At 59.3% G+C, this 20,302-nt stretch carries 18 protein-coding genes; 8 read left to right on the top strand and 10 right to left on the bottom strand.

Features of this window, described 5'->3' with window-relative positions:
• Positions 1–375: 375 nt before the first annotated feature.
• From dnaA to gyrB, 4 genes are read left to right on the top strand one after another with little or no spacing between them, the layout of a single operon-like run.
• Complete coding sequence (gene dnaA / locus ACOYXH_RS25545; RefSeq protein ID WP_095049581.1) at positions 376–1,905, top strand: chromosomal replication initiator protein DnaA; 1,530 nt, start codon at positions 376–378, stop codon at positions 1,903–1,905.
• Between the two features lie 39 nt (positions 1,906–1,944).
• On the top strand, positions 1,945–3,048 hold the full coding sequence (gene dnaN, locus ACOYXH_RS25550) for a DNA polymerase III subunit beta (RefSeq protein WP_007911887.1): 1,104 nt from the start codon (positions 1,945–1,947) through the stop codon (positions 3,046–3,048).
• A gap of 14 nt (positions 3,049–3,062) precedes the next feature.
• Positions 3,063–4,166 carry a DNA replication/repair protein RecF gene (gene recF, locus ACOYXH_RS25555; protein WP_258709031.1) on the top strand — a complete coding sequence of 368 codons (1,104 nt, stop codon included), beginning with the start codon at positions 3,063–3,065 and terminating at the stop codon, positions 4,164–4,166.
• 5 nt (positions 4,167–4,171) lie between these two features.
• The gene (gene gyrB / locus ACOYXH_RS25560) at positions 4,172–6,589 is read left to right on the top strand and encodes a DNA topoisomerase (ATP-hydrolyzing) subunit B (RefSeq protein ID WP_093429549.1); all 2,418 of its coding nucleotides are present in this window, start codon (positions 4,172–4,174) and stop codon (positions 6,587–6,589) included.
• 134 nt (positions 6,590–6,723) lie between these two features.
• On the opposite strand, the gene ACOYXH_RS25565 is transcribed toward gyrB, so the two are convergent.
• On the bottom strand, positions 6,724–7,443 hold the full coding sequence (locus ACOYXH_RS25565) for a response regulator transcription factor (protein ID WP_034152192.1): 720 nt from the start codon (positions 7,441–7,443) through the stop codon (positions 6,724–6,726).
• Positions 7,444–7,612: 169 nt separating this feature from the next.
• Between ACOYXH_RS25565 and ACOYXH_RS25570 the strand changes: the two genes are divergently transcribed.
• On the top strand, positions 7,613–9,145 hold the full coding sequence (locus tag ACOYXH_RS25570) for a sensor histidine kinase (RefSeq protein ID WP_460066558.1): 1,533 nt from the start codon (positions 7,613–7,615) through the stop codon (positions 9,143–9,145).
• A gap of 169 nt (positions 9,146–9,314) precedes the next feature.
• Here the strand turns inward: ACOYXH_RS25570 and ACOYXH_RS25575 are convergent, their stop codons facing one another.
• The 4 genes from ACOYXH_RS25575 to glyQ form a co-directional block, all read right to left on the bottom strand.
• A complete protein-coding gene (locus ACOYXH_RS25575; RefSeq protein WP_095049578.1) occupies positions 9,315–10,094 on the bottom strand; it encodes a lysophospholipid acyltransferase family protein in 780 nt (259 codons plus the stop codon).
• An 83-nt stretch (positions 10,095–10,177) separates the two neighbouring features.
• On the bottom strand, positions 10,178–10,717 hold the full coding sequence (gmhB, locus tag ACOYXH_RS25580; RefSeq protein ID WP_460066560.1) for a D-glycero-beta-D-manno-heptose 1,7-bisphosphate 7-phosphatase: 540 nt from the start codon (positions 10,715–10,717) through the stop codon (positions 10,178–10,180).
• A gap of 4 nt (positions 10,718–10,721) precedes the next feature.
• The gene (gene glyS, locus ACOYXH_RS25585; RefSeq protein WP_460066562.1) at positions 10,722–12,776 is read right to left on the bottom strand and encodes a glycine--tRNA ligase subunit beta; all 2,055 of its coding nucleotides are present in this window, start codon (positions 12,774–12,776) and stop codon (positions 10,722–10,724) included.
• Complete coding sequence (gene glyQ / locus ACOYXH_RS25590) at positions 12,773–13,726, bottom strand: glycine--tRNA ligase subunit alpha (protein WP_003187265.1); 954 nt, start codon at positions 13,724–13,726, stop codon at positions 12,773–12,775. The genes glyS and glyQ overlap by 4 nt, the downstream gene beginning before the upstream one ends.
• Before the next feature lie 81 nt (positions 13,727–13,807).
• Between glyQ and ACOYXH_RS25595 the strand changes: the two genes are divergently transcribed.
• The 3 genes from ACOYXH_RS25595 (at position 13,808) to ACOYXH_RS25605 (ending at position 15,606) form a co-directional block, all read left to right on the top strand.
• Positions 13,808–14,365 (top strand): DNA-3-methyladenine glycosylase I, encoded by a 558-nt coding sequence (locus tag ACOYXH_RS25595; protein WP_095049575.1) that lies wholly within the window; start codon positions 13,808–13,810, stop codon positions 14,363–14,365.
• Between the two features lie 40 nt (positions 14,366–14,405).
• Positions 14,406–15,293: a lysophospholipid acyltransferase gene (locus ACOYXH_RS25600; protein WP_095049574.1), complete on the top strand. Its 888-nt coding sequence runs from the start codon at positions 14,406–14,408 to the stop codon at positions 15,291–15,293.
• A gap of 73 nt (positions 15,294–15,366) precedes the next feature.
• Positions 15,367–15,606 (top strand): PilZ domain-containing protein, encoded by a 240-nt coding sequence (locus tag ACOYXH_RS25605; protein ID WP_095049573.1) that lies wholly within the window; start codon positions 15,367–15,369, stop codon positions 15,604–15,606.
• Position 15,607: 1 nt separating this feature from the next.
• Here ACOYXH_RS25605 and ACOYXH_RS25610 read toward each other — a convergent pair whose 3' ends face one another.
• The 5 genes from ACOYXH_RS25610 to def all read right to left on the bottom strand — a co-directional run bounded on the left by ACOYXH_RS25610 (position 15,608) and on the right by def (position 20,284).
• Positions 15,608–15,922, bottom strand: coding sequence for a tetratricopeptide repeat protein (locus ACOYXH_RS25610; RefSeq protein WP_095049572.1), 315 nt, complete (start codon positions 15,920–15,922; stop codon positions 15,608–15,610).
• A 132-nt stretch (positions 15,923–16,054) separates the two neighbouring features.
• Positions 16,055–17,431: a Trk system potassium transporter TrkA gene (gene trkA, locus ACOYXH_RS25615; RefSeq protein ID WP_064389689.1), complete on the bottom strand. Its 1,377-nt coding sequence runs from the start codon at positions 17,429–17,431 to the stop codon at positions 16,055–16,057.
• A gap of 22 nt (positions 17,432–17,453) precedes the next feature.
• Positions 17,454–18,764 (bottom strand): 16S rRNA (cytosine(967)-C(5))-methyltransferase RsmB, encoded by a 1,311-nt coding sequence (gene rsmB, locus ACOYXH_RS25620; RefSeq protein ID WP_116254178.1) that lies wholly within the window; start codon positions 18,762–18,764, stop codon positions 17,454–17,456.
• Positions 18,761–19,720, bottom strand: coding sequence for a methionyl-tRNA formyltransferase (fmt, locus tag ACOYXH_RS25625; protein WP_220557227.1), 960 nt, complete (start codon positions 19,718–19,720; stop codon positions 18,761–18,763). The genes rsmB and fmt overlap by 4 nt, the downstream gene beginning before the upstream one ends.
• A 57-nt stretch (positions 19,721–19,777) precedes the next feature.
• The gene (gene def / locus ACOYXH_RS25630; protein WP_016984087.1) at positions 19,778–20,284 is read right to left on the bottom strand and encodes a peptide deformylase; all 507 of its coding nucleotides are present in this window, start codon (positions 20,282–20,284) and stop codon (positions 19,778–19,780) included.
• Positions 20,285–20,302: the final 18 nt, after the last annotated feature.

Genomic DNA, 20,302 nt, shown 5'->3' on the forward strand with positions numbered 1-20,302 from the left:
CTGTAAAGCTTATAAAAGCTAGGCACACCTTCTTCTGTGGATAAGTAGCATTAGGCCTTGTCTGACGTGATGTACAGAGAATGACAACTACAGTGGAAAACCGTGTTCAGCCTGTGCTGCGCTGTCGGATAACCTGTGTGTGGAATGGCCTGTTATCCACAGGCAGGTTATCCACCGAGTTCAACCCCCAGTTGTCCAGTGCCCTTAGAGGCGGTTATCCACAGAGCTTATTCACACACCGTTGGTCGCCTTTTTCCGATTTAACGCATTGATAAATCATGGTCACCGGGCAACCTGCATGTGGATAAGTGGACGGCTCGCCGCTACAATGGCCGCTTGTTTTTGCCTCACCGGCTTTCAACTTAGGGGATATCCGTGTCAGTGGAACTTTGGCAGCAGTGCGTGGAGCTTTTGCGCGAGGAGCTGCCTGCCCAACAATTCAACACCTGGATCCGTCCACTACAGGTCGAAGCCGAAGGCGACGAGTTGCGCGTCTACGCACCGAACCGTTTTGTGCTGGACTGGGTCAACGAAAAGTACCTGGGCCGCGTCCTTGAACTGCTGGATGAGCATGGCAACGGCATGGCGCCGGCGCTTTCCTTATTAATAGGCAGCAAACGCAGTTCCGCTCCGCGTGCCGCACCGAATGCGCCGCTTGCAGCCGCGCAGGTTTCCCAGCAGGCCCAGGCAAATGCCACGCCTGTGAGTACGCAGGCACCGACGCAGACGCCCGCACCGACGGCCAAGCGCTCGACGCAGAAAAGCCCTGAAGTCAGCGATGAACCGTCTCGCGACAGTTTCGATCCGATGTCCGGTGCCGCTTCGCAGCAAGCCCCGGTTCGCGCCGAACAGCGCACCGTGCAGGTCGAAGGTGCGCTCAAGCACACCAGCTACCTGAACCGCACCTTCACCTTCGAAAACTTCGTCGAAGGTAAATCCAACCAGCTCGCCCGCGCGGCCGCCTGGCAAGTGGCGGACAACCCCAAGCACGGGTACAACCCGCTGTTCCTTTATGGTGGCGTCGGCCTGGGTAAGACCCACTTGATGCACGCGGTGGGTAACCATCTATTAAAGAAGAACCCGAATGCGAAGGTTGTGTACCTGCATTCCGAGCGCTTCGTGGCCGACATGGTCAAGGCACTGCAACTGAACGCGATCAACGAGTTCAAGCGTTTCTACCGTTCAGTGGATGCGTTGCTGATCGACGATATTCAGTTCTTCGCCCGCAAAGAGCGCTCGCAGGAAGAGTTTTTCCACACCTTCAACGCCCTGCTTGAAGGTGGCCAGCAGGTCATTCTCACCAGTGACCGCTACCCGAAAGAAATCGAAGGCCTTGAAGAACGCCTCAAATCCCGCTTCGGCTGGGGCCTGACGGTTGCCGTCGAGCCGCCGGAACTGGAAACCCGCGTGGCGATCTTGATGAAGAAGGCCGACCAGGCCAAAGTCGAGTTACCGCATGACGCCGCGTTCTTCATTGCCCAGCGCATTCGCTCCAACGTCCGTGAGCTGGAAGGTGCGCTGAAACGCGTGATCGCCCACTCGCACTTCATGGGCCGCGACATCACCATCGAGCTGATTCGCGAATCCCTGAAAGACTTGTTGGCGTTGCAGGACAAACTGGTCTCTGTGGATAACATTCAGCGCACCGTCGCCGAGTACTACAAGATCAAGATCTCGGATCTGCTGTCCAAGCGCCGTTCGCGCTCGGTGGCTCGTCCGCGTCAGGTCGCCATGGCCTTGTCCAAGGAACTGACCAACCACAGCCTGCCGGAAATCGGCGATGTGTTCGGCGGCCGCGACCACACCACGGTGTTGCACGCCTGCCGCAAGATCAACGAACTTAAGGAATCCGACGCGGACATCCGCGAGGACTACAAGAACCTGCTGCGTACACTGACGACTTGATGAACACCAGCGCAGCTTATTAAGGCAAGGGACTAGACCATGCATTTCACCATTCAACGCGAAGCCCTGTTGAAACCCCTGCAACTGGTCGCAGGCGTCGTCGAGCGCCGACAGACCTTGCCGGTACTCTCCAACGTGCTGCTGGTTGTCGAAGGCCAGCAACTGTCGCTGACCGGTACCGACCTCGAGGTCGAGCTGGTCGGTCGTGTGCAACTTGAAGAGCCGGCTGAAACAGGTTCCATCACCGTGCCTGCGCGCAAGCTGATGGATATCTGCAAAAGCCTGCCCAACGACGCGCTGATCGACATCAAGGTCGACGAGCAGAAGCTGGTGGTGAAGGCAGGCCGCAGCCGCTTCACCCTGTCGACTCTGCCGGCCAACGATTTCCCGACCGTTGAAGAAGGTCCGGGCTCGCTGACTTGCAGTCTTGAACAAAGCAAACTGCGTCGCCTGATCGAACGCACCAGCTTCGCCATGGCCCAGCAGGACGTGCGTTATTACCTCAACGGCATGCTGCTGGAAGTGTCCGAAGGCATCATCCGCGCTGTGGCCACCGACGGTCACCGTCTGGCCATGTGCTCGATGAAGGCCGATATCGGCCAGCCGGATCGCCATCAGGTGATCGTGCCGCGCAAAGGTATTCTGGAACTGGCGCGTCTGCTCACCGAGCCGGACGGCAATGTCAGCATCGTGCTGGGTCAACATCACATCCGCGCCACCACCGGCGAATTCACCTTCACCTCGAAACTGGTTGACGGCAAGTTCCCGGACTATGAGCGCGTTCTGCCAAAGGGCGGCGACAAGCTGGTGTTGGGCGATCGCCAGGCCTTGCGTGAAGCGTTCAGCCGTACCGCGATTCTGTCCAACGAGAAGTACCGTGGTATCCGTCTGCAACTGGCCAGCGGTCAGTTGAAGATCCAGGCCAACAACCCGGAGCAGGAAGAAGCGGAAGAAGAGGTGGGCGTTGAATACAACGGCGGCTCCCTGGAAATCGGCTTCAACGTGAGCTATTTGCTCGACGTGCTGGGCGTGATGACCACCGAGCAGGTTCGTCTGATCCTGTCCGACTCCAACAGCAGTGCACTGGTGCAAGAGTCCGACAACGACGATTCGGCTTACGTTGTCATGCCGATGCGTCTGTAATCAGCTGACCCTGGATGTCCTTAAGTCGTGTTTCGGTCACCGCGGTGCGCAATCTGCACCCGGTGACCTTCTCCCCCTCCCCCCGCATCAACATTCTTTACGGCGCCAACGGCAGCGGCAAAACCAGTGTTCTGGAAGCCATTCATCTGCTGGGGCTTGCCCGTTCGTTTCGTAGCACGCGGCTGTTACCGGTCATTCAGTACGAGCAACTCGCCTGCACCGTGTTCGGTCAGGTCGAATTGGCTGAGGGTGGGCACAGTGCGTTGGGGATCTCGCGCGATCGTCAGGGCCAGTTCCAGATCCGCATCGACGGCCAGAACGCCCGCAGTGCTGCGCAACTGGCGGAGATCCTGCCGCTGCAGTTGATCAACCCCGACAGCTTCCGCTTGCTTGAAGGTGCGCCGAAGATTCGTCGACAGTTTCTCGACTGGGGCGTGTTCCACGTCGAGCCGCGCTTTATGGCCACCTGGCAGCGGTTGCAGAAGGCCCTGCGCCAGAGAAACTCTTGGCTGCGACATGGTACACTTGACGCCGTTTCGCAAGCGGTTTGGGACAGGGAACTGTGCCAGGCCAGCGCTGAAATCGATGAATACCGCCGCGCCTACATCAAAGCCTTGAAACCAGTCTTTGAACAAACCTTGAGCGAACTGGTTGAGCTTGAAGGTTTGACGCTCAGCTATTACCGAGGCTGGGACAAAGACCGGGAATTGAGCGCCGTACTGGCTGGATCCGTGCAACGGGATCAGCAAATGGGTCATACCCAGGCCGGACCGCAACGGGCTGATTTGCGTCTTAGATTGGGCGCTCACAACGCCGCGGACATCTTGTCCCGGGGTCAGCAGAAGTTAGTGGTCTGTGCACTACGGATTGCCCAAGGGCATTTGGTCAGCCAGGCCCGTCGCGGTCAGTGTATTTATCTGGTGGATGACTTGCCGTCCGAGCTGGACGAGGGCCACCGTCGCGCGCTGTGCCGTTTGCTGGAAGACTTACGCTGCCAGGTATTTATCACCTGTGTAGATCACGAATTATTGAGGGAAGGCTGGCAGACGGAAACGCCAGTCGCTCTGTTCCACGTGGAACAGGGCCGTATCACCCAGACCCACGACCATCGGGAGTGAAGGCATTGAGCGAAGAAAATACGTACGACTCAACGAGCATTAAAGTGCTGAAAGGCCTGGATGCCGTACGCAAACGTCCCGGTATGTACATTGGTGACACCGACGATGGCAGCGGTCTGCACCACATGGTGTTCGAGGTGGTCGACAACTCGATCGACGAAGCCCTCGCCGGCCATTGCGATGACATCAGCATCATTATCCACCCGGATGAGTCCATCACCGTTAAAGACAACGGCCGTGGCATCCCGGTAGACGTGCACAAAGAGGAAGGCGTTTCCGCCGCCGAGGTCATCATGACCGTCCTCCACGCTGGCGGTAAGTTCGACGACAACTCCTACAAAGTATCCGGCGGTCTGCACGGTGTAGGTGTGTCGGTAGTGAACGCACTGTCCGAGGAGCTGGTACTGACTGTTCGCCGCAGCGGCAAGATCTGGGAACAGACCTACGTCCACGGCGTACCTCAGGCTCCGATGGCCATCGTTGGCGACAGCGAAACCACCGGTACCCAGATCCACTTCAAGGCTTCCAGCGAAACCTTCAAGAACATTCACTTCAGCTGGGACATCCTGGCCAAGCGCATTCGTGAACTGTCCTTCCTCAACTCCGGTGTCGGCATCGTCCTCAAGGATGAGCGCAGCGGCAAGGAAGAGCTGTTCAAGTACGAAGGCGGCCTGCGTGCGTTCGTTGAATACCTGAACACCAACAAGACTGCGGTCAACCAGGTGTTCCACTTCAACATCCAGCGTGAAGACGGCATCGGCGTGGAAATCGCCCTGCAGTGGAACGACAGCTTCAACGAGAACCTGTTGTGCTTCACCAACAACATTCCGCAGCGCGACGGCGGTACCCACCTGGTGGGCTTCCGTTCGGCCCTGACGCGTAACCTGAACAACTACATCGAGCAGGAAGGTCTGGCGAAGAAGCATAAAGTCGCCACCACCGGTGATGATGCCCGTGAAGGCCTGACCGCGATCATCTCGGTGAAAGTACCGGATCCGAAGTTCAGCTCGCAGACCAAAGACAAGCTGGTCTCTTCCGAAGTGAAGACTGCGGTCGAGCAGGAGATGGGTAAGTACTTCTCCGACTTCCTCCTGGAAAACCCGAACGAAGCCAAGCTGGTCGTCGGCAAGATGATCGACGCCGCCCGTGCCCGCGAAGCGGCGCGCAAGGCCCGTGAGATGACCCGCCGCAAAGGCGCGCTGGACATCGCCGGTCTGCCGGGCAAGCTCGCTGACTGCCAGGAAAAAGACCCGGCGCTGTCCGAACTGTATCTCGTGGAAGGTGACTCCGCGGGCGGCTCTGCCAAGCAGGGACGTAACCGCAAGACCCAGGCGATCCTGCCGTTGAAGGGCAAGATCCTCAACGTCGAGAAAGCACGCTTCGACAAGATGATCTCGTCCCAGGAAGTAGGCACGCTGATCACCGCACTGGGCTGCGGCATCGGTCGCGACGAGTACAATATCGACAAGCTGCGTTATCACAACATCATCATCATGACCGATGCTGACGTCGACGGTTCGCACATCCGTACCCTGCTGCTGACCTTCTTCTTCCGTCAGTTGCCGGAGCTGATCGAGCGTGGCTACATCTACATCGCCCAGCCGCCGCTGTACAAGGTCAAGAAAGGCAAGCAAGAGCAATACATCAAAGACGACGACGCCATGGAAGAGTACATGACGCAGTCGGCTCTGGAAGATGCGAGCCTGCACCTGAACGAAGAGGCCCCGGGCATTTCCGGTGAAGCTTTGGAGCGTCTGGTAAACGACTTCCGCATGGTGATGAAGACCCTCAAGCGTCTGTCGCGCCTGTACCCGCAAGAGCTGACCGAGCACTTCATCTACCTGCCGGCCGTGAGCCTGGAAATGCTTGGCGACCACGCCAAGATGCAGGACTGGCTGGCCCAGTACGAAGTCCGTCTGCGCACCGTCGAGAAGTCCGGTCTGGTCTACAAGGCCAGCCTGCGTGAAGACCGTGAACGTGGTGTGTGGCTGCCGGAGGTCGAACTGATCTCCCACGGCCTGTCGAACTACGTCACCTTCAACCGCGACTTCTTCGGCAGCAACGACTACAAAACCGTCGTCACCCTTGGCGCTCAACTGAGCACCCTGCTCGACGACGGCGCGTACATCCAGCGTGGCGAGCGCAAGAAGGCAGTCACCGAGTTCAAGGAAGCCCTCGACTGGCTGATGGCGGAAAGCACTAAGCGCCACACCATTCAGCGATACAAAGGTCTGGGCGAAATGAACCCGGATCAGCTGTGGGAAACCACCATGGACCCAAGCGTGCGCCGCATGCTGAAAGTCACCATCGAAGACGCCATTGGTGCAGACCAGATCTTCAACACCCTGATGGGTGATGCGGTCGAACCTCGCCGTGACTTCATCGAGAGCAATGCGCTGGCGGTTTCGAACCTGGATTTCTGATCCCGGTTTGCGTCAAACAAAAGGCCAACGCATTGCGTTGGCCTTTTTATTGGCAGATCAAAAGATCGCAGCCTACGGCAGCTCCTACAGAGATAGGTGTAGGAGCTGCCGTAGGCTGCGATCTTTTGCTCTTTTTACTCGGATGCTGCAGACACACTCTCCAACCGATACCCATACCCATAAATCGTCAACAACTGCCACCCTCGATCCGCCGTCAACCCGAGCTTGTTCCGCAGCCGATAGATATGCGTATCCAGCGGCCGCGACGAAGCCATCTCTTCATGTGGCCAAAACCGCTCATACAGATAATCCCGCGACAACGGCCGCCCCAGATTGCTGAACAGACATCGCGCCAGCCGATACTCGCGTTCGGTCATGACAATCGGCTTGCCCTCGCGGGTGACGGTCAGTTCAGCGTCATCAAACGTCAAATCGTTAAAGCTCAGCACTTCCGTCGCAGCTGCCCGCTGCTGGCTGTGCCGCCGCAGTACCGCAGCCACCCGCGCTTTCAGCTCATTCGGCCGAAACGGCTTGCTCACATAATCATCAGCCCCCGCATTCAGCGCCTGAACAATATCGCTCTCGCCATCGCGGCTGGTCAGCATGATCGCCGCCGGTGGCGCTTCCATGTGTTCGCGGGTCCAGCGCAGCAGGGCCAGGCCGGTGAGGTCGGGCAGTTGCCAGTCGAGGATCAGCAGGTCGAAGGTTTCCCGGCGTAGCTGTCGCAACAGGTCTTCGCCACGCTCGAAGCTGTGCAGTGACCACGGCTGTTCGCCGGCATCGGCCATTTGCTGCAGGGTTTGCTCGACCCGGCGCAGTTCGGCGGGTTCGTCGTCCAATATCGCAACGCGCATACGCGGTGGTTCCTTGTTGCTTGGGCAGTTGGGCGTCAACCATAGTCGCTTGGTCATCACCTTGAAAGTAAGCGGCCCGCCGTTGGTCGACGTCCGCTATGATTCTTCGAGTCTACGTCTCAGACCTGTGACCTATGAAAGCATTCATCCTGCCCTGCCCTTTTTCCCCATGAATAATCAGCGCCGGCGCGAAAGCCGTGAGCCAAGTCAGGTGCAGCGACTGTTTCGACAGTTGGTGCGTGAATGGTTGTGGATAAGTCTAGTGCTGTTGCCGCTGACTGCGCTGCTGTCTTATCGCGCGCAGATCAACCTGCACGATGCGCATCCGGCGATGGGCGCATTATTATCGGTCGTTTGGGTGGCAGGCAGTCTAGGGCTGCTGTTATGGCGCCCGCGCTGGGCGCTTTGGGTCACGTTGATCGGCATGGCGTGCGCACTGCTGGCCAGTACGGGTCTGGCAGAAATGCGCCATTGGTGGTCGCCGACGCCGGCAGTGCTGGGCATGTTGTTCGGTTATCTGATCTGGAACTGGCGGCGCCTGAGTGTGGTGCTGACCTATTTCGGTTGGGAACTGGCGCGGCTGGACAGTGAACCGAAGGTGTTCCCCGAGCGCCGTCGTTCGCAATTTACTGGCGCCGATCGCTTGCAGGGCCAGATCATGGCGCTTGAACAGGCCATGAGCCGTACCCGCGATACGCGGCGGTTCATCGCCGATGGCCTGGAATACCTGCCCGTCGCCACGCTGATCAGCGATCCCAAAGGGCAGATCCTGCTGGGTAATCGCAAAGCTCGTCAGCTCTTCGATAACAATCTGGTAGGTGACGACGTTCTCGATCAACTGGCTCGACTCGGTTATCCGGAGTTGTCCACAGAGCAACGGCTGCCACTGTCGGCCATGCCGCTGCTGGAGTTTCGCGATTACAAGGAACGCAGCTTGCGGCTGGAGCGTGCGGCTTTACTGCCGGTGGATGGAGACACGCCGATCGGTTGGCTGCTCAGCCTCACGGACCTTAGCGCCGAACGTGCCGCCGAGGAGCAACGCAGCGTGTTACTGCGGTTTCTGTCCCACGACCTGCGCGCACCCCATTCGGCGATTCTTGCGCTGCTGGACGTTCACCGCCATCAGGCCGGGGCGGATTCACCGTTGTTCGAGCAAATCGAACGCCAGGTACGTCGCGCTCTGGACCTGACCGATGGATTTGTTCTGTTGGCGAGGGCCGAATCCGAGGCTTATCAGTTTCAACCGACGCTGTTCGCGATGCTGGTGCTGGACGTGCTGGATCAAGCGTTGCCCATCGCCCAGCAGAAACGTATCGAGCTGCTGCATGACATGGATGAAGAGTCGCAGGAACGTCTGATCAATGCTGATCAGGGCTTGCTGACCCGCGCGCTGTTCAACCTCCTGGAGAACGCGATCAAGTACAGCCCGGCAGATACCACTATCACCCTGCGCGTCAGTTGCCGTGAGGAATGGTTGCACTGTGAATTGATCGATCAAGGCAAGGGCATCGCCGCTGATGAATTGCCCGACCTGTTCAGTCAATACCGACGTTTTTCTTCCGCACAGGGCATCGACGGCGTGGGCCTCGGCTTATCGATGGTCAAAGCGGTAGTCGATCATCACGGCGGCAAAATTGAATGCCGCAGCGTGGTTGATCAAGGCACCACCTTCCTGCTTGAGTTACCGCTGATCCCCGAATGATCAGGCACAAAAAAAACCGGCTATATCAGCCGGTTTTTTTACTTCCGAAAAAAACTTATGCACCTTTTACGGTGTTTTATGAGCTTGAGAAATATATAAGTAAATCAATAACTTAATTTCAATATTCAGGCTTTTTCAACAAAACCGTACACAGGTTATCCACAAAATCTCAGACAGCGATCTGATCATTTGCAGCCGGTGCCTGCGGAGCAGGTGGCAGTGAGCCCATTTCCCGTTGAGTCTTCTCGTTCCACGCTTGTACGCGGTCGTTCAGATGAGCAATGGCGCGAGGCCCTGTGCCTTCGGCATACATCGGCTCACCGATGACCACGGTGATCACCCCAGACTTCTTGCCCCAGCCGATTTTCGGCCAGAACTTGCCGGCATTGTGTGCAATCGGCAGGACCGGAAGCGCCGCATTCACCGCCAAAGCGCTGCCACTGCGGGAGAACTTGCCGACAGTGCCGTAAGGAACGCGTGTACCTTCAGGGAAGATCAGCACCCAAACGTTGTCCTTGAGCAGTTCATCACCCTTCGCTGCGACTTGTTTCAGCGCGGCTTTCGGGTTGTCGCGGTCAATCGCGATCGGCCGCAACATGGCCATCGCCCAGCCGAAGAACGGCACATAAAGCAATTCGCGCTTGAGCACCTGGCTCAGCGGCGAGAAATAAGCGGAGAGAAAGAACGTCTCCCAAGTGCTCTGGTGGTTCGACTGAATCACGCAGGGCCGATCAGGTACGTTTTCCGCGCCTTTGATTTCGTAACGGATACCGAGAAACACCTTGGTCAACCACAAGGCGCAGCGGCACCAGTACACGTTGATAAAACGATAGCGCGCCTTGAACGGCAAAAATGGCGCGATAAAGAAACTCAAGCTGCACCACAGCAGGGAGGTGGTGCCCAGCAGCAGGTAAAAGAGAAAAATCCTGATGGCCCGCAGTATCGACATAGTGACGTTTACCGTTACGGGGCAATGCCCGAATGTTCAAGCGCACTCCCGATCAATCCCTGGTCAGGAACTTCAGAAGTACTCTAGTTGTGGATAAGTTCTGCGGCAATCGCCGCCAGATCGTCAAAAATCAGAGTGCCAACCGGCAGGGTTTTGCCCTGAGTCTTTGCGCCTTTTCCGGTCTTTACCAAAACTGGCTGTGAATCGACGGCTTTGGCGGCCTCCAGGTCACCAAGGCTGTCGCCGACGAACCAGACATTGTTCAGTTCGACGTCGTAATGCGCGGCGATGGTTTTCAGCATCCCCGGTTTCGGCTTGCGACAATCGCAGCCTTCATCCGGCCCATGCGGGCAATACACGATCAGCCCGACTTCACCACCCTGCTCCGCGACCAGCTCGCGCAGGCGCGCGTGCATGGCGTCGAGGGTGGCGAGGTCGTAATAGCCGCGAGCAATGCCCGACTGGTTGGTGGCCACCGCCACCGTCCAGCCAGCCTTGCTCAACTGCGCAATCGCCTCGATCGAGCCGGGCAGCGGAATCCACTCCTCTACCGACTTGATGTAAGCGTCGGAGTCGTAATTGATCACTCCGTCCCGATCGAGAATCAGCAGTTTCAACAGCAATCCCTCAACCCAGCAGCGAAATGTCGGCAACACCGAGGAACAGACCACGCAGACGCGCCAGCAGCGCGTAACGGTTGGCCCGCACATTGGCGTCGTCGGCATTGACCATCACCGCGTCGAAGAACGCATCGACGGGCTCACGCAATGCCGCCAAGCGTGCCAGCGATTCGTTGTACTGACGCGCTGCCGCCATTGGCTGCACCGCTTGATCCGCTTGCTGGATCGCCGAGTACAGCGAGAACTCGTTGGCGTTGTCGAAGTACTTGGCTTGCACCTCGGTCGGTACCGCGCCTTCGAGTTTGCTCAACAGGTTCGATACACGCTTGTTCACCGCCGCCAGCGCTGCTGCTTCCGGCAGTTTGCGGAAGGCTTGCACTGCTTGCACACGCTGGTCGAAGTCCAGCGCCGAACCCGGCTTCAGGGCACGCACCGACAGGTAAGTGGCGACTTCAACGCCTTCGTCTTCGTAACGCGCACGCAGACGGTCGAAGATGAACTCCAGCACGGCTTCGTTGAGGCCGGCAGCCTTGACCTTGGCGCCGAACGCAGTCACGGCGAAAGCCACGGCGTCGTTCAGGTCCAGATCGAGTTTTTTCTCGATCAGGATGCGCAGCACACCGAGGGCCGCACGGCGCAGGGCATACGGGTCTTTGCTGCCGGTTGGCAGCATGCCAATACCGAAGATACCGACCAGGGTGTCGAGCTTGTCAGCGATCGCGACGGCTGCACCGGTCAGGGTGGCTGGCAGTTCCGCACCGGCACCGCGTGGCATGTACTGCTCGTTGAGCGCCAGCGCGACGTCTTCCGGCTCGCCGTCATTCAGTGCGTAGTAATAACCGGCGACACCTTGCATCTCCGGGAACTCGCCGACCATTTCAGTCGCCAGGTCGCACTTCGACAGCAGGCCTGCACGGGCAGCCCACGAGGCGTTGCCACCGATGCGTGCGGCGATGTACGCAGCCAGTTTGGAAACGCGCTCGGCCTTGTCGTAGACGCTGCCGAGTTTTTCCTGGAACACCACGTTCTTCAGGCGATCATTGAAGGCTTCGAGTTTCTGCTTCTTGTCTTGCTTGAAGAAGAACTCGGCGTCGGTCAGGCGTGGACGAACCACTTTCTCGTTACCGGCGATGATCTGTTGCGGGTCTTTGCTTTCGATGTTGGCCACAGTAATGAAACGTGGCAGCAACTTGCCGTCGGCATCCAGCAGGCAGAAGTACTTCTGGTTGTCCTGCATGGTGGTGATCAGCGCTTCTTGCGGCACGTCGAGGAAACGTTCCTCGAACGAGCACACCAGCGGCACCGGCCATTCAACCAGGGCGGTCACTTCGTCGAGCAGCGCCGGCGGAACGATTGCCGTTCCTTCCTGACGGGTGGCCAGCTCTTCGGTGCGCTTGCTGATGATCTCGCGACGCTCATTGGCATCGGCCAATACATAAGCGGCACGCAGGTCGGCGAGGTAGCTCGACGGCGAACCGATGCGCACGCTTTGCGGGTGATGGAAGCGGTGACCACGGGAATCACGGCCAGCCTTCTGCGCGAGGATGGTGCAGTCGATGACCTGGTCACCGAGCAGCATCACCAGCCATTGGGTCGGACGCACGAACTCTTCCTTGCGCGCACCCCAACGCATGCGTTTCGGGATTGGCAAATCGTTCAGCGAATCTTCGACGATGGTCGGCAGCAGGCTCGCGGTCGGCTTGCCGGCGATGCTCTGGCTGTAACGCAGTTTCGGGCCGCTCTGGTCGATTTCGCTCAGATCGACGCCGCACTTCTTGGCGAAGCCCAGTGCTGCTTGCGTTGGATTGCCGTCAGCGTCGAACGCCGCCTGACGTGGTGGGCCGTCGAGGTTGATGCTGCGATCCGGCTGTTGAGTGGCCAGTGCAGTGATCAGCACGGCCAAACGACGCGGTGCGGCGTAGACGGTTTTAGTCTCGTAGCTCAGGCCAGCGGCTTGCAGGCCTTTGTCGATACCGGCGAGGAACGCTTCAGCCAGGGTGTTCAGGGCTTTCGGTGGCAGTTCTTCGGTGCCCAGTTCAACCAGAAAATCTTGCGCACTCATTGTGCAGCCTCCAGCTTGGCCAATACTTCGTCACGCAGGTCCGGGGTCGCCATCGGGAAGCCCAGCTTGGCGCGCGCCAGCAGGTAGGCTTGCGCAACGGAACGCGCCAGGGTGCGTACGCGCAGAATGTATTGCTGACGCGCGGTCACCGAGATCGCCCGGCGCGCATCCAGCAGGTTGAAGGTGTGCGACGCCTTCAACACCATTTCGTAGCTCGGCAACGGCAGCGGCTGGTCGAGTTCGATCAGGCGCTTGGCTTCGCTTTCATAGAAGTCGAACAGTTCGAACAGTTTGTCGACGTTGGCGTGTTCGAAGTTGTAAGTGGACTGCTCCACTTCGTTCTGGTGGAACACGTCGCCGTAGGTCACTTTGCCGAACGGGCCGTCAGCCCAGACCAGGTCGTAGACCGAATCCACGCCTTGCAGGTACATGGCCAAACGCTCGAGACCGTAAGTGATCTCGCCGGTCACCGGGTAGCACTCGATGCCGCCCGCCTGCTGGAAGTAAGTGAACTGAGTCACTTCCATGCCGTTGAGCCAGACTTCCCAGCCCAGACCCCAGGCGCCGAGAGTCGGCGATTCCCAGTTGTCTTCGACGAAGCGAATGTCGTGGACCAGCGGGTCCAGGCCAACATGCTTGAGCGAGCCCAGATACAGTTCCTGGAAATTGTCCGGGTTCGGTTTCAGGACGACCTGGAACTGATAGTAGTGCTGCAGACGGTTCGGGTTTTCGCCGTAACGGCCGTCAGTCGGACGGCGGCTTGGCTGTACGTAGGCGGCGTTCCAGGTTTCCGGGCCGATGGCGCGGAGGAAGGTCGCGGTGTGGAAAGTGCCGGCGCCTACTTCCATATCGTAGGGCTGAAGTACCACGCAACCTTGCTCGGCCCAGTATTGCTGGAGCGCGAGGATCAAGTCTTGGAAGGTACGCACGGCTGGCGTAGGCTGGCTCACGAAATTCACCTGTTTCTTGGGCTGCGATTTAAAGAGCGGGAGTATACCCGATTCAGTCGCACCTCCACCCCCTGGAGCCTTATGCCACGCTGCTTTTGGTGTACCGAAGATCCGCTGTACATGGCTTATCACGATCAGGAGTGGGGCACGCCGCTACGCGATGCGCAGGGTTTGTTCGAGTTGCTTTTGCTCGAAGGGTTCCAGGCCGGGCTGTCCTGGATCACCGTGTTGCGCAAGCGCGAGCGTTATCGCGAGGTGTTGTTCGGCTTCGACGTACAGCGCGTGGCGCAGATGAGCGACGCCGAAATCGACGAATTGATGCTCGATCCTGGGATCATCCGCAACCGCCTAAAACTCAACGCCGCCCGGCGTAATGCCCAGGCCTGGCTGGCCTTGGAGGACCCGGTGGCGTTTCTCTGGTCGTTCGTCGGTGATCAACCGCTCATCAATCATTTCAAGGATCGCAGCGAAGTCCCGGCGATCACCCCCGAAGCCGTTGCCATGAGCAAAGGCCTGAAAAAGGCCGGGTTCACGTTCGTCGGCCCAACCATTTGCTACGCACTGATGCAGGCCTCGGGCATGGTCATGGATCACACTCAGGATTGCGACCGCTACGCGCAGCTCGTCAACGGCGGTTAGAATGGCCGCCTCGCGCACCGCACAAGATCAGGAGTGACCTGTGGAAAAGTTTAAAGGCGCCTTGCTGGTAGGCGCTCTGCGGCTGTTTGCCCTGCTGCCATGGCGGGCCGTGCAGGCCGTAGGTTCGGCGATCGGCTGGATCATGTGGAAAACCCCCAACCGTTCCCGCGAAGTGGTGCGGATCAACCTTGCGAAATGTTTTCCACAGATGGATGCCGCCGAACGTGAACGTCTGGTCGGCCAAAGCCTGAAAGACATCGGCAAGTCGCTGACCGAAAGCGCCTGCGCGTGGATCTGGCCGGCGCAGCGCTCGATCGACCTGGTGCGTGAAGTTGAAGGCCTCGACATCCTCAAGGATGCCTTGGCCTCGGGCAAAGGCGTGGTCGGCATCACCAGCCATTTAGGCAATTGGGAAGTGCTCAATCACTTCTATTGCAGCCAGTGCAAACCGATCATTTTCTACCGTCCGCCGAAGCTCAAGGCTGTGGATGAGTTATTGCGCAAACAGCGCGTGCAACTGGGCAACAAAGTCGCTGCTTCCACCAAGGAAGGCATCCTCAGTGTGATCAAGGAAGTGCGCAAAGGTGGTGCAGTGGGCATTCCTGCTGACCCGGAACCGGCCGAATCCGCCGGGATCTTCGTGCCGTTCTTCGCCACCCAGGCGCTGACCAGCAAATTCGTGCCGAACATGCTGGCGGGCGGTAAAGCGGTCGGTGTATTCCTGCATGCGCTGCGCCTGCCCGACGGTTCTGGCTACAAAGTGATCCTCGAAGCCGCGCCAGAAGCCATGTACAGCACCGATACCGCCGAATCCTGCGCCGCGATGAGTAAAGTCGTCGAGCGTTACGTCGCCGCGTACCCGAGTCAGTACATGTGGAGCATGAAGCGCTTCAAGAAACGCCCCCCGGGCGAAGAGCGCTGGTATTGAGCTGATTGGCATGATCTGTGGATAACCTCACTAGCGAGGTTATCCACAACCGTTCATCAAAGGGCGCAACAAGATGTCCGAACAACGCAAATCCTTCCGCATCAAGATTACCCACGACAGCTTTGGCGAATGCCTCGGGCAGACGCGCAACCTGTCGCCTACCGGGGTGTTTGTGCAGCATCCGGTTTTGGCTTCTTTGCCCAAAGGCGCAGTGGTTTACGGCGAGGTGCAGGGTTTACCCACAGGCGCGCCGCGGGTGCGGATGGAAGTGGTGACGGTAGATGCCGATGGTATCGGTCTTCGCTACCTTTGACTTATAGCGCCTGACGATCAAGCTTCTTCAGAAACACTGTCATTTCCTTCTCGGCCTGCTTGTCGCCATGGGCGCGAGCCGCTTCCAGACCGTGTTCCCACGCCAGACGTGCGGCGGCGTGATCGCCCAGCGCCAGATGCGCCTTGCCTAACAGTTTCCATGCCGCCGAATACTTCGGATCGAAACCAACACATCGCTGGAAGTGCTCGGCGGCCTTGGCGTTTTCACCCAGATCCAGATAACCCTTTCCCAGGCCGAAGCGCAGCAGGGAGTTATCCACACCCTTGGCGAGCATTTTTTCCAGGGATTCGAGCATTTTTTGCACCCTCGTTTCAGTGATCGTTCCCACGCTCCGCGTGGGAATGCCTCAATGGACGCTCTGCGTCCGCTCTTGGGACGCAGAGCGTCCCGGGCTGCATTCCCACGCAGAGAGTGGGAACGATCAACCTCAGAAGAAGCTCAACCCCACATGGAACAGCTTCTCCACATCGCGAATATGCTTTTTATCCACAAGGAACAGGATCACATGGTCGCCTGCTTCGATCACCGTGTCGTCGTGGGCGATGATCACTTGCTCGTTGCGAATGACCGCGCCAATGGTGGTGCCGGGCGGCAGGCCAATCTTCTCGATCGGCTTGCCGATGACCTTGCTCGACTTCGCATCACCGTGGGCAATCGCCTCGATGGCTTCTGCCGCACCGCGGCGCAGTGAGTGCACACTGACGATATCGCCACGACGCACGTGCGCCAGCAAGGTGCCGATGGTCGCCAGTTGCGGGCTGATGGCGATGTCGATATCGCCGCCCTGAATCAGATCGACGTAGGCCGGGTTGTTGATGATCGTCATGACCTTCTTCGCCCCCAGCCGTTTGGCCAGCAGCGACGACATGATGTTGGCTTCATCATCGTTGGTCAGGGCGAGGAAGATATCGGCGTCGGCAATGTTCTCCTCCAGCAGTAAATCACGATCTGATGCACTGCCCTGCAGCACCACGGTGCTGTCGAGGGTGTCGGAGAGATAACGGCAACGCGCCGGATTCATCTCGATGATCTTCACCTGATAACGGCTTTCGATGGCCTCGGCCAGACGTTCACCGATCTGCCCGCCACCGGCAATGACAATGCGTTTGTAGGTTTCGTCGAGGCGGCGCATTTCGCTCATCACTGCGCGAATATTCTCACGGGCGGCGATGAAAAAGACTTCGTCATCCGCCTCGATCACCGTATCGCCCTGGGGCAGGATCGGCCGGTCACGGCGGAAAATTGCGGCGACGCGAGTCTCGACATTCGGCATGTGCTCACGCAACTGCCGCAGTTGCTGACCCACCAGCGGACCGCCGTAATAGGCGCGCACCGCCACCAGTTGCGCTGCACCCTCGGCGAAGTCGATCACCTGCAAGGCGCCCGGATGCTGGATCAGGCGCTTGATGTAGTTGGTCACCACCTGCTCGGGGCTTATCAGCACGTCGACCGGAATCGCTTCGTTCTGAAACAGTTGCTCCTCGCGATTGAGGTAGGACGCTTCGCGCACCCGGGCGATCTTGGTCGGCGTGTGGAACAGCGTGTGGGCGACCTGGCAGGCGACCATATTGGTTTCGTCGCTATTGGTCACCGCCACCAGCATGTCAGCGTCGTCCGCTCCGGCCTGACGCAGCACCGACGGCAGTGAGCCCCGGCCCTGCACGGTGCGGATGTCGAGGCGGTCGCCGAGGTCGCGCAGGCGCTCACCGTCGGTGTCGACTACCGTAATATCGTTGGCCTCGCTGGCCAGATGTTCTGCCAGCGAACCGCCGACCTGTCCCGCACCGAGGATGATGATTTTCATCCAGTCACTCCGTTAAATCCGTTTAGCTGCGCGCTGCAGCGATCTTGATCAGCTTGGCGTAGTAGAACCCGTCATGGCCCCCTTGCTGGGCCAGCAGTTGGCGACCATGGGGCTGTTTGAGCCCGGCCGACGTGGCCAGATCCAGTTCGCGGGCGCCGGGGGTACGCTCAAGGAACGCAGCGATGACTTCGGTATTCTCGGTCGGCAGCGTCGAGCAGGTGGCGTACAGCAGGATGCCGCCGACTTCGAGGGTTTTCCACATCGCGTCGAGCAACTCGCCTTGCAGTTGCGCGAGGGCGACGATGTCGTCCGGTTGACGGGTCAGCTTGATGTCCGGATGGCGACGGATCACGCCGGTCGCCGAGCACGGCGCGTCGAGCAGAATGCGCTGGAACGGTTTGCCGTCCCACCACTTTTCGGTATCGCGACCGTCGGCGGCGATCAGTTCGGCGTTGAGACCGAGGCGTTCAAGGTTCTCCTTGACCCGCACCAGACGCTTGGCTTCCAGATCCACCGCCACTACACCGGCCAGCGCGGGTTCGGCTTCGAGGATGTGGCAAGTCTTGCCGCCCGGCGCGCAGCAGGCGTCGAGCACGCGTTGGCCCGGCGCCAGATCGAGCAGATCGGCGGCCAGTTGCGCCGCTTCGTCCTGCACGCTGATCCAGCCTTCGGCGAAACCTGGCAGGCTGCGTACGTCGGCAGCGGCTTCGAGAATGATGCCGTCGCGACTGTAAACGCACGGCGTCGCGGCAATCCCGGCTTCAGTCAGCAAGCCGAGGTAGGCGTCGCGGCTGTGATGGCGGCGGTTGACCCGCAGGATCATCGGCGGATGTGCGTTGTTCGCTGCGCAGATGGCTTCCCACTGCTCCGGCCAGAAGGCCTTCAGGGATTTTTGCAGCCAGCGCGGGTGAGCGGTACGCACCACCGGATCACGTTCCAACTCAGCGAAAATCGTCTCGCTTTCGCGCTGGGCGTTACGCAGCACCGCGTTGAGCAGGCCTTTGGCCCACGGCTTCTTCAGCTTGTCCGCGCAACCCACCGTTTCGCCGATGGCGGCGTGGGCCGGCACGCGGGTGTAGAGCAATTGATAGAGACCGACCAGCAGCAACGCCTCGACGTCGGCATCCGCGGCTTTGAACGGCTTTTGCAGCAGCTTCTCGGCCAGTGCCGACAGGCGTGGCTGCCAGCGCGCAGTGCCGAAGGCCAGATCCTGAGTGAAGCCGCGATCACGATCCTCGACTTTGTCCAGTTGCGTCGGCAGGGAGCTGTTCAAAGAGGCTTTGCCGCTGAGCACGGCGGCGAGTGCCTTGGCGGCGGCCAGGCGCGGGTTCATTGCGCGTCCACCGCTGCGCCGAGCACGGTGCCGACAGCGAATTTCTCTCGACGGCTGTTGAACAGGTCGCTGAAGTTCAGCGCCTTGCCGCCGGGCAGTTGCAGGCGGGTCAGGCACAGCGCCTGCTCGCCGCAAGCGACGACCAAACCATCCTTGCTGGCGCTGAGGATTTCACCCGGCGCGCCTTTACCTTCGGCGAGTGTCGCCGCCAGTACTTTCAGCGCTTCACCGTTGAGGGTGCTGTGGGTGATCGGCCATGGGTTGAAGGCGCGCACCAGGCGTTCCAGCTCAACGGCCGGACGGCTCCAGTCGATGCGTGCTTCGTCTTTGTTCAGCTTGTGCGCGTAAGTGGCGAGCTCATCGTTCTGCACTTCGCCTTCCAGCGTGCCTGCAGCCAGACCGGCAATCGCCTGGACCACGGCGGGCGGGCCCATTTCGGCGAGGCGGTCGTGCAGCGTGCCGCCGGTGTCTTCGCCGGTGATCGGCGTGACGACCTTGAGCAGCATCGGTCCGGTGTCGAGGCCCGCTTCCATGCGCATCACGGTCACGCCGCTTTCCGCGTCACCGTGTTCGACGGCGCGCTGAATCGGCGCCGCACCGCGCCAGCGTGGCAGCAAGGAGGCGTGGCTGTTGATGCAGCCCAGACGCGGGATATCCAGCACCACTTGCGGCAGGATCAGGCCGTAGGCGACCACTACCAGCAAATCCGGCTTCAGTGCGGCCAGTTCAGCCTGAGCGTCAGCGTTGCGCAAGGTCGGCGGCTGCAACACCTGAATATGGTTTTCCAGGGCGAGTTGTTTGACCGGGCTTGGCATCAGTTTTTGCCCGCGACCGGCCGGACGATCCGGTTGGGTATAGACCGCAACGATCTCGTAAGGGCTGTTCAGCAGGGCCTTGAGGTGTTCGGCGGCGAATTCGGGGGTGCCGGCAAAAACGATGCGCAGTGGCTCAGTCATGAAGGGAGTCTCATAAAAAGAAAAAGGCTTGCCGCAGCAAGCCTTTGAAGAGGGGCATCAAGCGTTCTGGCGGTGCTGCTTTTCCAGTTTCTTCTTGATCCGGTCGCGTTTGAGCGTGGACAGGTAATCGACGAACAATTTGCCGTTGAGGTGGTCGCATTCGTGCTGGATGCACACCGCGAGCAGGCCTTCGGCGATCAGTTCATAGGGCTTGCCATCGCGGTCCAGCGCCTTGATCTTGACCTTTTGCGGGCGGTCGACGTTTTCGTAGAAACCCGGTACCGACAGGCAACCTTCCTGGTATTGGTCCATTTCGTCGGTCAGCGATTCGAACTCGGGGTTGATGAACACCCGCGGTTCGGTGCGGTCTTCGGAAAGGTCCATCACGACGATACGTTTGTGCACGTTGACCTGGGTCGCGGCAAGGCCGATGCCCGGCGCTTCATACATTGTTTCAAACATGTCATCGACCAACTGACGCACTTCGTCGTCCACTACAGCCACAGGCTTGGCGATAGTGCGCAGACGCGGGTCCGGGAATTCGAGGATGTTTAAAATGGCCATAGGCTTTGATTGCTGCAC

Source organism: Pseudomonas sp. Mb7, from assembly GCF_054790525.1.

Bases quoted from the DNA above. Each gene is read 5' to 3' on its own strand.
- dnaN (WP_007911887.1), top strand. From the start codon at position 1,945: ATGCATTTCACCATTCAACGCGAAGCCCTGTTGAAACCCCTGCAACTG.
- recF (WP_258709031.1), top strand. From the start codon at position 3,063: ATGTCCTTAAGTCGTGTTTCGGTCACCGCGGTGCGCAATCTGCACCCG.
- ACOYXH_RS25565 (WP_034152192.1), bottom strand. From the start codon at position 7,443: ATGCGCGTTGCGATATTGGACGACGAACCCGCCGAACTGCGCCGGGTC.
- ACOYXH_RS25570 (WP_460066558.1), top strand. From the start codon at position 7,613: ATGAATAATCAGCGCCGGCGCGAAAGCCGTGAGCCAAGTCAGGTGCAG.
- ACOYXH_RS25575 (WP_095049578.1), bottom strand. From the start codon at position 10,094: ATGTCGATACTGCGGGCCATCAGGATTTTTCTCTTTTACCTGCTGCTG.
- glyS (WP_460066562.1), bottom strand. From the start codon at position 12,776: ATGAGTGCGCAAGATTTTCTGGTTGAACTGGGCACCGAAGAACTGCCA.
- ACOYXH_RS25595 (WP_095049575.1), top strand. From the start codon at position 13,808: ATGCCACGCTGCTTTTGGTGTACCGAAGATCCGCTGTACATGGCTTAT.
- ACOYXH_RS25605 (WP_095049573.1), top strand. From the start codon at position 15,367: ATGTCCGAACAACGCAAATCCTTCCGCATCAAGATTACCCACGACAGC.
- ACOYXH_RS25610 (WP_095049572.1), bottom strand. From the start codon at position 15,922: ATGCTCGAATCCCTGGAAAAAATGCTCGCCAAGGGTGTGGATAACTCC.
- trkA (WP_064389689.1), bottom strand. From the start codon at position 17,431: ATGAAAATCATCATCCTCGGTGCGGGACAGGTCGGCGGTTCGCTGGCA.
- rsmB (WP_116254178.1), bottom strand. From the start codon at position 18,764: ATGAACCCGCGCCTGGCCGCCGCCAAGGCACTCGCCGCCGTGCTCAGC.
- fmt (WP_220557227.1), bottom strand. From the start codon at position 19,720: ATGACTGAGCCACTGCGCATCGTTTTTGCCGGCACCCCCGAATTCGCC.
- def (WP_016984087.1), bottom strand. From the start codon at position 20,284: ATGGCCATTTTAAACATCCTCGAATTCCCGGACCCGCGTCTGCGCACT.